The sequence below is a fragment of the Salinispora mooreana genome, from assembly GCF_000379065.1.
In the GTDB taxonomy this organism is placed as follows: Bacteria; Actinomycetota; Actinomycetes; order Mycobacteriales; family Micromonosporaceae; genus Micromonospora; species Micromonospora mooreana.
On the sequence record NZ_KB900614.1, the window covers coordinates 4,221,119 to 4,233,319 of the forward strand.

Genomic DNA, 12,201 nt, shown 5'->3' on the forward strand with positions numbered 1-12,201 from the left:
GGCAAGAGTCGGAGCGCCGGCGCAGCGCCGGATGCCGCGACGTGGTCACTCAGTTGGTCAAACACCACATACAGCAGGGGGCACATCCATCGACTGGATGTGCCCCCTGACTCGGTCGGGGTGGCCGGATTCGAACCGACGACCTCTTCGTCCCGAACTCTCGGCGGGCCGGCTTGGACGGGTGTCATCCGAGGTCGTCTGGCCTGTTGGGGCTGCTTTGGGTCGGTCTCGGTGGGTTGGGTTGCTGTACTTCGCTGCTGTACTGCTCGTCAATGAGGAACTGCCCGAAGTGGGCGCGCATGCGTAGCCAGTGCTGGCGGTCGTCGCAGGGGTGGAGTCGGCCGCAGCGGCACAGGCTCAGACCCAATTCGGAGTGCTTGATCAGCAGGATATCCGCATAGGCCACCTGCGCCTTGGCGTACTCTCGAAAGGCCGTCGAGGTGTAGATGATTCCCATCGGTCACCGCCCCGCACTGCGACGGTGGCGCCAGAGGAGTTCGGCGACGGCGTCCACGGGGTCGATGTCCCCGGCCGTCAGTCGCTGGCGGGTGACGGCGATCCAGGGCGGCGAGGCGGGGGTTGTTTCGCCGCAGGCGGTTCGCATCCCCTCTTGGGCGAGTTGGGCCAGCCGGCAGGGATGGCGGTGGTTCTCATGCCAGCAGCCGGCGACCACGCAGAAGCCGGCGCTGTCTGGCCGGTGGGCCTCCCAGAGGGCACGAGCCAGTCGCCACAGTAGGCGGCGCCGGCACTCTGTGGGCGGCTCGATGGGCGGATTTTCGACATCGAAGAACATGCGCCGACCATCCCGCCCTGCGACGGACCGCCCCATGGCCAGCGGTCATGTCACGGTGACATGGGACGGCTCGACCAGCGTGAATGGTCGCCCTAGGCTGTCGGCCGGAACACCTTGAGTAGTCGGAACGCGATGCTGGGAGCTGCCGTGCTGCTCGATCCACTACGAATACCGGAGGATGCGTGGTCGCACGGCGAGGTGCTGGCCGCCTTGGCCGCCCGCGACATCGGCGCGCTGTTCCGTCTGATCGCCAGCCTCACCGGGGCGAGTCAGAGCCAGATCGGGGCCGCCGTCGGGCTGGAACAGGGCTACGTCAGCCGGATCATGGCCGGCCGCAAGGTCACCTCGATCGACGTCCTGGAGCGGATCGCCGACGGCTGCCGGATGCCCAACCGGGCGCGAGTAACGATGGGCCTGGCGCCCCGACAGGCCACATCTCCGGCCACCCCCGGCCGGCTCACCCGCGGTGGGCTCACTCCCGGTCGGCTCGGCGAGCCGCCGGCCAACCGGACCTGGCAAGACGACGTGCGCAGTGCCGCAGAGCTTTGGCGAGGTGACGTGAACCGTCGAGACGTACTCCGGCAGGTGGCCTTCCACTCCGCCGGCTACACCCTGCCGGCACTGCGCTGGTTCACCGCCCCCGACCCGGCTCCGGTCACCCAGCCCGGCCGCAACGCGGTCGGTCAACCGGAGATCGACACCATCCGCGCCATGACCGCGACCTACCGCCAGTTGGACAACCAGTACGGCGGCGGGCACGCCCGTGACACTGTCGCCCGCTACCTCCACCAGGAGGTGACCCCGCTGCTCACCGACGGTCGCTTCGACCACCCCACTGGCCAACGGCTACTCAGCGCCGCCGCCGAACTGGCCCAACTCGCCGGCTGGCAGGCGTACGACACCGCCCAACACGGCATCGCCCAGCGGTACCTCACCCTCGCCCTGGACTTCGCCCACGCCGCCGCAGACGACGGCCTCGGCGCGGAGATCCTCGCCGCGATGAGCCACCAGGCCACCTACCTCGGTCACACCACCGCCGGCCTCGACCTCGCCCGCGCCGCGGGCCAGACCGCCCACCGCGCCGGACTTCCCGTCCTGACCGCCGAAGCCCACGTCATGCAAGCCCACGCCCTGGCCAAAGCCAACGACGAACGAGCCTGCGCCACCGCCCTGCATAACGCAGAACAAGCCCTCGACCGAGCCGACCGCAGCGCCGACCCGCAATGGCTCAGCTACTTCGACGAGGCATACCTGTCCGCCAAGTTCGGCCACTGCTTCCACGCCCTCGGCCGCAACACCCACGCCGAACGCTTCGCCGCCCGATCCCTACGCATGAACGATCACTTCGTACGCGGCAAAGCCTTCAACCTCGCCCTACTCGCCAACATCCACGCCCACCAGGGGCAACCCGAACGGGCCTGCGCCATTGGCGCGCAAGCCCTGACCCTGACCACCCAACTTCGCTCCGCCAGAGCCGTCCGCTATCTCCGCGACCTGCAAACCCAACTCGCCCCGCACCGGCGACTACCCGCCGTCCGGCACTTCACCGGTCGCATCAACGCCACCCTCGGCCCGCGACGCTGACCATCACAGTTCCCCCCGGGCCTTACGCGCGGCCAGCTCCAGCACCGCGACCACCGTGCCGGCACCGACGATCTCACCCCGGGACACCAGCTCGTACGCCTCGTCGAGCGGAATCCACGCGACCTGCTCCGCCTCATTCACGTCCACCGGCGCGCCGATGTACTCGGCCCGCTGGGCCAGGAACAGCAGGTTCTCGGCGTCGGCGGTCCCGACCCAGGGTTGGAAGGACAACAACGGCTCGACCGCCCGGGGGCGCCAGCCGGTCTCCTCCTCGACCTCCCGCACCGCACACTGCGCCGGGTGCTCGTCGTCGTCAACATAGCCGCCGGGCAACTCCCACACCCACCGGTCGAACACGAACCGGTGCCGCCGCATCAACAACAGGCGCTCCCGATCATCGAGCACGGCGACCATGGCCGACCGGGGAGCCCGGATCACGTACTGCTCGAACCGAACACCATCCGGCAACTCCACCTCGGCAATACTCAACCGCGCCCGCCGGGTGTCATCCACCACCCGCTCACCGTGGACCGTCCACCGAGTCAACTCCGCCGCCTGCTTCTCCACCACCCCGCCAGTATCCGCGCCGAACCCCACACCCTGCACGACAGGCGGCACCTACTGGCCGCACCATCCCGGTTCTGCCAAGCCGCCCGACCCCTCGCTTGTAAGTCCTGGGCACTCCGTCCATGCGCGTCCGCGCACGTCTCTGACGTCGGGTACTGATCCACCACTTTCCGTCCTTGGCCCTCCCCGCCTGGCCCTGTTGCTGTCGACAGCAGCAGGGCTACCGGCGCTCCTGGACCTGACGCCAACCGACTACCGTCGACCTGTCCCTTGGCTACCGCTCGCCTGGTGAACCCGCCGTCGTACACGTCGACCAAGAGTGGAACTACCAGATCATGGTCCTCGCCCCCGACTTCAAGACCTTCGTGACGGGCCTGGTCGACGAATCCGAGTACGACCTCGACGACTGATCTCCAGTCCGCGACGGAACAGCGAGTCGGTCAGACGTTGAAGCGGAGCTAAGAGCCACTGTCCCGCTGCTGGCGGCGACACCGTCCGACACCTGGTCACTCGACCTCTCGGGCTGTCATGGTTGTTCGCTGTTTGACGACCTTTCACGGTGTCTTGTGCCCCCTGTGTGCCCCGGGCCCCCTGTCGGTGTGTCTGTAGTTGACCCCTGTTGACCAACCGGACGGGCACGCGGCGGGGCACCGACCTCCGGGTCTGTGAGCATACGGTCACCGGTCGATGCGCAGCTTGGGAAGACACCGAGCTGCGGTGCGAGTCACCACCGTCATGGTCTCCCGTGGATGCACCGTCACCCTGGCGAGCGTTAGGCGTTGATCGCCATCTAGCATCACCTCGTGGTTCCGACTAGCACGAACTCAGCTGGCGGGCTACCGCCTCGGCGCCTCCCGCTGGAAGTCAACATCGCAATCGCATTGTTGATTCTTCAGGCGTCGTTGCTAATATTCGCGGCGATTTCCGCCGCATACCATCAAGGGGAGATCGATGCTGCTGTAAACGATGCAGCGGCTCGTTCCAGCACCCCGATAGACAGCGGTTCGATCGCACTCAAGGCGTCCTACTTCCATTTCCAGGCTCAGCTTACCCTGTGGTATGCACTCTTCTTCGCGCCCGCATTGGTTGGCGTCGCGTTGTGGGTCAGGACGGGTCAACAGAGTGCGCGAGTAGCCACCCTCGCGACGAGCCTGCTTAGCGTGCTTTGCTGTTGTGGGGCCGGGGGATGGTTATGGCTATCTGACGAACCAACAGGGATTGATGAAGCATTGCCGGACGCATTCGGTCGAATAACTCCAGTATGGGTTGAACTGGGTCAACTCGGGCTCGCAGCGTCCTTTGTGCCCGCATTTATCACAGCCGTACTGATTTATAGTGCGCGTACCGTTGCCCGGGCCGCGCCAGAATCGGACCAGTGACCTCTTCGGCGTCAAGGAATAATCATCCGTCGATGAGCTGGGCGAGCAGCGGAATCTACTTGCGCGAACGGTCCATCGGCGTCCACAAACGTCCGGCGTCGCTCGCCCCCGGCCGTGACTCAGTTAGTCACCCAACTTGTCTGACGGCGACCCCAAGCTCGACAAGTAGTTCTGTGGTCGTGATCACTTGTACCTCACGGGCGGTGAGCCGCCGCGCGGACCCGGCGTGCCCTGCCCTGCGCCGCGTCGCTCCGGCGCGGCGCGGCCGGCTGCGGGCGACGAACCCCACCACTTCCCCACCCGGCCCGTTGCGGGCCGCCTTGATAGATGTACAGAAAGTCCTCCCACCCGAGCTGGCAGCCATGCTGCCGTAGCCTTCCGGGGCCCGGACACCGTCGACGCCTACGCCGACCCGGAAGGCGACCACCTCGCCCGGCTCGTCGGCGCCTGCTGGCGACTCGGCCGCCCCACCCGGCACCACGTCACCCGGACAGCCAGGAAGACAGAAGGCCGTCAAGGCGACCTTGACCCCACACTGAACGAGTACGCCGGGCTGCGCCGCTGGGCGCACATGCTCGGCTACGGCGGCCACTTCCTCACCAAGGCCCGCCGCTACTCGGTCACCTTCGGCCTGCTCCGCGACATCCGCGTCGCCTACCGCCGCACCGAGCACACCGACACCGCCGGCAGCGACGACACCGCCGGTACGGTCACCGTCGGCACGCTGGCCTTCGTCGGCTCCGGCTGGCTCACCGACGGCGACGCCCTGCTCCCCAGCACTGCTGCCGCCCAACGCCGGGAACGCCAACGTCTCGGCCGCGAGGAACTCGCCCACGAGGCGTGGTCGGGGGTGGCGGCATGACCCGACACCTCACCCCACGGTGGTACTCCCCGGTTGAGGTCGCCGTCCTGATGCCCGCCCGCACCCGCGCCAACGGCGAAGGGTGAGGTGCTCGGCCTCACCGGGGACACCGTGGACCTGGCGGCGGGGGAGTTGTGGATCGGCTGGCAGTTGCAGCGGGTCGGCGGCCAACTGCTGCACCGGGAGACCAAGACGCAGACCTCGGACGCCACGCTCCCGCTGCCGGACATCTGCGCGGCGGCACTCGACCTCCGCCAGCAGGCGAGGCAGGCAGACCGCGACCAGGCGGGCATCGCCTGGCAGGGCTCGCCGCTGCTGTTCACCACCCGCTACGGGACCCCCATCGAGCCGCGCAACTTCAACCGTTCCTGGGACGCCCGCTGCGCCCGCGCCGGGTCCGGAGGATCACCGTGCATGACGCCCGGCGTACCTGCGCGACCCTGCTCGTCGACCTGGACGTGCACCCGCGCGTCATCATGCAGGTGCTCCGGCACGCGGAGGTGTCGGTGACGATGGAGATCTATTCGCAGGCGTCGTCGGACGCCACCCCAGACGCGCTCAAGCGCCTGGGCGAGAGCCTGCGCTGACTGCTGCTGTACTCCACTGCTGTACAGACGTACTAGGGGGCACATCCATCGATTGGATGTGCCCCCTGACTCGGTCGGGGTGGCCGGATTCGAACCGACGACCTCTTCGTCCCGAACGGCCGTGGGTGCCGTCAACCGCCGTCAAGCGTTGCCATCCGTTGCGTCGCAGTGCAGCGCGCTTGCATGTCTGCTGTCGCCGGTTGCCATCCTCTGCGGTCTGGTTTGCTGACAACCTGCTGACTGCCGCCGACGCTGCATGCGGTTCGAACGACCCGGACGGCACAATGGCGGGGTGACGACGACGCCAGACCCGCAAGCCGAGTGGTGGACAACCTCGGACGTGGCTGCCTACATCGGTGTCCGGGTCGCCACGGTGGCGACGTACCGAAAGCGGGATCAGATGCCCGCCCCCGACATGACGGTTGGACGTACGCACATGTGGCGACCAAAGCGAATCATCGAATGGCACGCAGGTAGGCCCCGTCCTGGCGTCGGAGGTCGCTTCGGTATCAGGGAGTAGAAAGTCAAAGCGTAAGCCCCTGTAGCTCTTCCAGGAATCCTGCTGCTTGTGGTTCTGAGGGGTATTTCTCGGTAAGAATGTTGCGAAGCTCGCCTGATACCATGAGTAGCGAGGGAAGCGATTTTCGCTCGCCGGATATTGCACTTCGTCCGAGCGCTACCGCTTGTTCAACATCTCCCTCGCGAGCCGATACTACGCCGAGAGTTATTTTTGCTTCCGCGATTCGCATGGGCTTTCGAGGTGTTCCGTCTAGGTCGGTCGAGGACCGTATCACCTCTGCGGCATAGACACGTGCCCGATCATTGTCGCCGAACAGTCGATAGCAGTCCATTGCGTAGAAGTCGAACTTCGAAGGATCAACCACAAAATGGTGATCGAGATCTTCTGGATAGGGAAGAGTCTCCAAGACTTCCCGGCCCTGGTCTAGAGACTTCTCCATCTCGCGTCGATCCCCGATGCGTGCCCATGCCTTGGCCTTCTGAGCTGCGAGCTGGGCGGTAACGCTCCTCCGGCCAGCAACGAACTCGCCTGCGTTCGCTGCCGCGATCACGCCACGGTAGTCGCCCTGGGTAATGGCGAACCAAGCGGCCATTTCGTGCGCCCAGCCCATCACATCGGCGTCGCCGGCTTCCTCGCCTAGGGAGAGTGCGGCACGTCGCGTGGATCTCGCTTTGTGGCGTTGACCCATATCGTATTCTACGCATCCGATCAAGAGGGAAACTGTTCCCGCTAGCGAGAGAACCTCCTGATGCTGTAGCAGCGTTAGGCGACGGTCCAGTAGGCTGCAAATCCGCCGCAGCCAAGCGTGACCTTCAATAGCAAGCTGTTGAGGGTCCATGTAGGGGTATTCGGAACAGAGGCGGTCGGCGGTAATCCGCAGTGCCTCTAAGGTCGCGGGGGACACATCAGATGTGCGTAGGCGTGAAACTAGCTCTAGCGTGTCCATCCCGGTGCCGCTGAGTAGCTCGATATCTCCACTCCGGTTCCCGGGGCGAGGAAAGAATGCGGCGCTGACGGTTCCGAACGCCTTCGCGATGAGCGGCTTGTAGAAGTCGTCAGGCTCAGCCTCGCCGCCCTCCCATCGCTTCCAATTTCGAAGCAGGCTAGAAGTGGAGGGGGTGCTCTTGTCGGCATGGCCTTCCAGCGCCCGAACTGCGTCCGTCTGGGACCACCCTCGTGCCTGCCGCTCCGCCCGCATCCGTCGTGCCCAGACGGGCCTGTCGTCGCCCTGCGTGCCCTCGATCCCCATGTGTCCAGTATCCCGGCACTCGTGTGGTGACGGGAGGGGACAACGGCCTGTCCCCATCGATGACACTCGCAGCCTGCCCTGCCTTCGGCCACTGTGGATGTCGGGAGTCGAAGTCGGAGCGGCTTCCCGGCGGTGGTTGACGAAGTGCTAGCTGAGCTAGTACTTTCCGGCTGAGGGTGATTGCTAGCTGAGTTAGTACTCACCTTCGAAAGTTGGCCTCAGCGGGCTGGCACCCGCTGAGGCCGGTACATCAACCGCTCTCCCCTGGTGAAGGAGTAGAAGATGCAGGTCAAGCGTAGCTCGATGCTGCCCGGAAACGGTCGTTCGCTGTCCGAGCTGTCGGAGATGTCGACGGTTGAGCTGGTGAAGCTGGCGCAGTCGGGTGAGCGGGAGGCGTTAGATCCGCTGTTCCGGCGGTATTCGGCGGAGATCCTGCGGTTCGCGGTGCGGCGGCTGGACGGCAATCGGGTGTTGGCCGAGGACGTTGCGGCGGAGACGTGGGCAACGGCGGTGGCGCAGATCGACCGGTTCCGGCTGACCGACGACTGTGATGAGCGGTCGTTTGTGCGTTGGCTGTACGGGATCACGCGGCATTCCAGCAGGCGGAAGCTGGCGTACGTGTGGCGGGAGTTGCCGAGTGAGGACGCCGGGACGTGGGCCGATGACGCGCCGCTGTTGAGCAGCATGGCCGAGACGGCGCAGGGTGTGAGCGCGCAGCGTCAGCAGATGCTCGCGGTACTGGTCGAGGTGCTGGACGCGCTGCCGGCCCGCCAGGGCGAGGTGGCCCGGCTGCGGCTGGACGGCCTTACCGGTGAGGAGATCGCGGACCGGCTCGGGTTGAGCGTGGAGCAGGTCAACAGGGCGTGGGTGAACGCCTTCGACAGTCTGCGGCGGCGCGTGGCACCGGAGCAGCCCGAGGCGGGCACCCGGTCGGGGGTGTGTCGGCCGACGGTGCGTCCGTCGAAGCGGCTGAGCCTGCCGGCGCGCTTTGACCGGGCGGCGTTTCGGGCCGCTGCGGATTCCCTGCCGGCCGGCGCCCGCCGGGTGGCGCAGTTGAAGTTGGAGCGCTGGACGAACGAGGCCATCGCCGAGGTGATGGGCTGCCCGGTCAACACGGTCAAGTCGCACTGGCACCGGGCGTGCCTGGCCTTCGCTGAGCACGGGCTGATGGCCAAGGCGGCTTCCGTGCCCGCCACCGACGCGACGGGCGAGCCGGCCCCGGCAAGCCTGGATGCCGCCGTGGAGTCGCTACCCCCGGCGGCGCGGCGCATCGTGCAGCTTCGCCTGGCCGGCATGTCCCACAAGGCCATCGCCGAGGCGGTGGGCCGCACGACCAGCACGGTCGGCACGACCTGGCACCGCGCCCGGCACATGCTCGCCGGCCAGGGCCACACCCTCGCCGTCGCCTGATCCCTCGCTGTTCCTGGTGCCGGCAGCGGGCCGGTACGGCCAGGTCGCCTGGCTACTCGTTGTTTGACATCTCCATGGGGCCGCGCCTCCCCCCGGCGAAAAAGGCGGCACCGCCAGCCCCGTTCTGCCGTCGTCCGGACGGCATCAACCGGGGAAAACAGCCCTTCCGGGCGGGCCGCGCGGACGGTCTTCCGGACGGCGACCGGCACCTTCCGAACGACTTCTGGTGATCGTCCCGGCATCCGCGCTACCCCGGGCTCGGGCGTCAGCGTGGCGTCGCGAACCCGGGGGTGGACCGACCCGAACCCACCCTTGACCTGGACACGAAACGGAGCCACCTGTGAGTAGCACGACCGACAGAATGGACCGGCTGACGCCGGACTCACCACCACCACCACAACCACCACCACAGACCCACCGGCCCGGATCTTCGTACCCGGGTCTACGACCACCACAACCTGCTGAACCATCATCAGCCGGGGTGGCGCACGGACCTGACCACACGCAGCAGTGGTTCAGCAGATCTGACCCAGAGATGCCCCCCGCCCCAGCGCCCGTGACCGGCCCCGTTCCAGGCCACTGGCCAGACGGTGAACCGGTCCACACTCCCGACCCCGCAAGCCCCACCGATCCCGCCGGGTCCGGCCGGCAGATCCTGCTGACCCCCGCCTCCCAAATCCGCATGCGGCCGGTGTCATGGACGTGGACCGACCGCATCCCCTCCGGCGCGCTGACCGTGATCCCCGGCCGCGAGGGAATCGGCAAGTCGTTGACCCTGGCGTGGCTAACCGCGCAGATCACCCAAGGTGTGCTGCCGGGACGACACCACGGCAACCCCCGACCGGTCATCTACGCCGCCACCGAGGATTCCTGGGCGCACACCATCGGCCCCCGCCTTCACGCCGCCGGAGCCGACCTGGACCTGGTGTACCGGGTCGACGTGCAACACGACGGCGGCATCGACGCCCTAACCCTGCCCCGAGACTGCACCGCCCTCGGCCACGAGATCCGCCGCCTCGGCGTGGCCCTACTCGCCGCCGACCCGCTGCTGTCACTGATCCATTCCGGGATCGACACCCACCGAGACCGTGACCTACGCACCGCCCTGGAGCCCCTAGTGACGATGGCCGACCGCACCGGATGCGCCGTCGTCGGCCTGGCCCACTTCAACAAGTCCGCCAACCCCGACGCCCTCAACCTAATCACCGGCTCCCGAGCGTTCTCCGCCGTCGCCCGCGCGGTCATCGCGATCGCCCGCGACGACGACGCCGACGACGGCTCGTGCGTCATGTCCCAAGCCAAGAACAACCTCGGCCGACTCGACCTGCCCTCCCTGCGCTACACCGTCGAATCCGTCGAGATCCCCACCGACGAAGGCCCCGCCCACGTCGGGAAACTCACCATCACCGGCCAGTCCGACCGATCCGTGGCCGACATCCTCGGCGAGGCCGGCGGCGGGGGTGATCGGGAAGACCGCACCGAACGCGCCGAGTGCGCCGACTGGCTCACCGCCTACCTCACCAGCCAAGGAGGCGAAGCCGCCCGCGAAGACGTGCTCAAAGCCGCCCGCGCCGCCGGTTTCGCCGAAGCCACCCTCAAACGAGCCCGCACCCGAGCCAAAGTCACCACCAGCCGCGCCGGGTTCCCCGCCACCTCACTCTGGCGCCTCGACCTCCACCACGCACCGTAACCAGTCGGGACAGTCAGCTCACAGTCGGCTCAGTTAGCTCAGCTTCCGAGAGGTGAGCCAACTGAGCCAACTGGAGCCAACTGGCACCCCAACCACCCAATCCGTTACCCACCGTCACCCCGAAGACTGCGGCCAGGTGTCAACGCTGTCAACGCCTGTCAACGGGCAGCGCTGACAGCACAACACCCACCCCGACCAGCACAAACACCACGATCACGAGGAAGTGTCAACGTGTCAACGCCACCACCACCCACCCCCCAGCGCGTCGGACCACACAAGGTGTGAGGCCTCTACACGCCACCCCTCACGCAGCCCTCACACCTGTAGAGGCCTCACGCCTCTGTAGTACCCACTGACCTGCCCGTGAGGGCGTGAGGCCTCTACACCAACAGGGGGGGTTCAGCCCTCAAATGCAGCCTCACCCCACCCCTCACCTCTGCCCTCACGGCCTCTACACGCCCTCACACCGGCCGCACCCCGACAACCACGGTTGTCACCCAGGCCGGCAGCTCCACGCGATGCGTTACGGCCAGGGCGCATCCGCCACCCCGCCGCCAGGTCGCGGCCCCTCCGCAACCAGTCGCGTCGGCGCGACCCGCACCGCAACCGGCCTAGCCAGCACCAACACCCCCCGGTCGCGGGTCGCGGCCACCGCCACTTCACCCACCAAACCAGCCCAACAAGCGAATGCAGCCGACACAGCTGCGCGACCGCAACCCACCACCCAGGGCCAACCCCGCCGGCACCAGGTCCCCGGTGTCCCCCCTGTCCCCGGTGTCCCCCAACCCAACCTGAGCAGCGAAAACGAGGGGGACACCGGGGGACGTGACCCACAGATGCCCCGAAGACCCGCCCCACAGCCGTTTACCGACCCCTTGCAACCAGCTATCCCTGGAGGACACCACCGTGAGCACCATCATCCCCTTTCCACCCCGACCGAACCCGACCACCACCACCGGAGCGGGGGGCACCTCCACCGGCCAGCCGGCCCCCGTCGTCAGCGCCGTCTACACCGTCGCCGAAACCGCCGAGATCCTGCGGCTCTCCCCCGGCTCCACCTACACCCTCCTGCGCTCCGGCGAGATCCCCGCCAAGAAAGTCGGCGGCAAGTGGCTCATCCCCAAGGGCCGGCTCCACCAGTGGCTTGAAGGTCTACCCGAAGCCACCACCGACGACGTAGCCACCGAACTCGACCGCATCGACCGCGTCGAGCAACGCCGCCGCCCTGGCGCATAGCCCACCCGCCAGAACTGCCACAACCGCCACAACCCCCACCCCGTCAAAGGTTCTGGCGGTTCTGGCGGTTCTGGCACGCGCCCCCGGACCCCGACACCACCAGGCCAACCGACCACGACACGTAACCGCCGACGTGCCGCTAGGCCTAGCACCTCACCCCGCTAGGCCTAGCGGCACCGCTAGCAGCAAATCCCCAACCCCACCAGCGACCTAGCGGCTAGCGGCCCACCCGCCGCACGGACCGAAACCCGCTGAAACACCGCTACCAGCGTGTTCCAGCAGCCGCTAGGCCACGCCACCACCCACCCCACACCAACCACACTC

Annotated in this window: 8 protein-coding genes and 3 pseudogenes; 7 read left to right on the forward strand and 4 right to left on the reverse strand. The window is 67.3% G+C overall.

Annotation, left to right across the window (positions count from 1 at the left end; all coding sequences use genetic code 11):
• Positions 1 to 184 precede the first annotated feature (184 nt).
• Both SALPAC6_RS0120180 and SALPAC6_RS0120185 read right to left on the reverse strand, forming a co-directional pair.
• A complete protein-coding gene (locus SALPAC6_RS0120180; protein WP_018255149.1) occupies positions 185 to 457 on the reverse strand; it encodes a hypothetical protein in 273 nt (90 codons plus the stop codon).
• Positions 458 to 460: 3 nt separating this feature from the next.
• Positions 461 to 793 carry a hypothetical protein gene (locus tag SALPAC6_RS0120185; protein ID WP_018255150.1) on the reverse strand — a complete coding sequence of 111 codons (333 nt, stop codon included), beginning with the start codon at positions 791 to 793 and terminating at the stop codon, positions 461 to 463.
• Positions 794 to 940: 147 nt separating this feature from the next.
• Between SALPAC6_RS0120185 and SALPAC6_RS0120190 the strand changes: the two genes are divergently transcribed.
• Positions 941 to 2,377, forward strand: coding sequence for a helix-turn-helix domain-containing protein (locus SALPAC6_RS0120190; protein WP_026189893.1), 1,437 nt, complete (start codon positions 941 to 943; stop codon positions 2,375 to 2,377).
• A 3-nt stretch (positions 2,378 to 2,380) separates the two neighbouring features.
• Here SALPAC6_RS0120190 and SALPAC6_RS0120195 read toward each other — a convergent pair whose 3' ends face one another.
• Positions 2,381 to 2,947 carry an NUDIX hydrolase gene (locus SALPAC6_RS0120195; protein ID WP_018255152.1) on the reverse strand — a complete coding sequence of 189 codons (567 nt, stop codon included), beginning with the start codon at positions 2,945 to 2,947 and terminating at the stop codon, positions 2,381 to 2,383.
• Between the two features lie 260 nt (positions 2,948 to 3,207).
• Here SALPAC6_RS0120195 and SALPAC6_RS31055 point away from each other — a divergent pair.
• The 3 pseudogenes from SALPAC6_RS31055 to SALPAC6_RS30445 form a co-directional block, all read left to right on the forward strand.
• Positions 3,208 to 3,354 (forward strand): annotated as a pseudogene (locus SALPAC6_RS31055) (SMI1/KNR4 family protein); the annotation flags it as partial.
• Positions 3,355 to 4,669: 1,315 nt separating this feature from the next.
• A pseudogene (locus tag SALPAC6_RS26375) lies at positions 4,670 to 5,185 on the forward strand (replication initiator); the annotation flags it as partial.
• Between the two features lie 78 nt (positions 5,186 to 5,263).
• Positions 5,264 to 5,772 (forward strand): annotated as a pseudogene (locus tag SALPAC6_RS30445) (tyrosine-type recombinase/integrase); the annotation flags it as partial.
• A 524-nt stretch (positions 5,773 to 6,296) separates the two neighbouring features.
• On the opposite strand, the gene SALPAC6_RS28225 reads toward SALPAC6_RS30445, so the two are convergent.
• Entirely contained in the window at positions 6,297 to 7,541 is a 1,245-nt protein-coding gene (locus SALPAC6_RS28225; protein WP_223874295.1) for an XRE family transcriptional regulator, read from the reverse strand.
• A gap of 282 nt (positions 7,542 to 7,823) precedes the next feature.
• Between SALPAC6_RS28225 and SALPAC6_RS0120215 the strand changes: the two genes are divergently transcribed.
• The 3 genes from SALPAC6_RS0120215 to SALPAC6_RS0120225 all read left to right on the forward strand — a co-directional run bounded on the left by SALPAC6_RS0120215 (position 7,824) and on the right by SALPAC6_RS0120225 (position 11,877).
• A complete protein-coding gene (locus SALPAC6_RS0120215) occupies positions 7,824 to 8,951 on the forward strand; it encodes a sigma-70 family RNA polymerase sigma factor (RefSeq protein WP_018255156.1) in 1,128 nt (375 codons plus the stop codon).
• Positions 8,952 to 9,633: 682 nt separating this feature from the next.
• Positions 9,634 to 10,641: an AAA family ATPase gene (locus tag SALPAC6_RS0120220; RefSeq protein ID WP_223874447.1), complete on the forward strand. Its 1,008-nt coding sequence runs from the start codon at positions 9,634 to 9,636 to the stop codon at positions 10,639 to 10,641.
• Positions 10,642 to 11,547: 906 nt separating this feature from the next.
• Positions 11,548 to 11,877 (forward strand): helix-turn-helix domain-containing protein, encoded by a 330-nt coding sequence (locus tag SALPAC6_RS0120225; protein ID WP_018255158.1) that lies wholly within the window; start codon positions 11,548 to 11,550, stop codon positions 11,875 to 11,877.
• Positions 11,878 to 12,201 lie beyond the last annotated feature (324 nt).

Coding starts and splice junctions, on each gene's coding strand:
- SALPAC6_RS0120180 (WP_018255149.1), bottom strand. CDS start 457: ATGGGAATCATCTACACCTCGACGGCCTTTCGAGAGTACGCCAAGGCG.
- SALPAC6_RS0120185 (WP_018255150.1), bottom strand. CDS start 793: ATGTTCTTCGATGTCGAAAATCCGCCCATCGAGCCGCCCACAGAGTGC.
- SALPAC6_RS28225 (WP_223874295.1), bottom strand. CDS start 7,541: ATGGGGATCGAGGGCACGCAGGGCGACGACAGGCCCGTCTGGGCACGA.
- SALPAC6_RS0120215 (WP_018255156.1), top strand. CDS start 7,824: ATGCAGGTCAAGCGTAGCTCGATGCTGCCCGGAAACGGTCGTTCGCTG.
- SALPAC6_RS0120220 (WP_223874447.1), top strand. CDS start 9,634: ATGCGGCCGGTGTCATGGACGTGGACCGACCGCATCCCCTCCGGCGCG.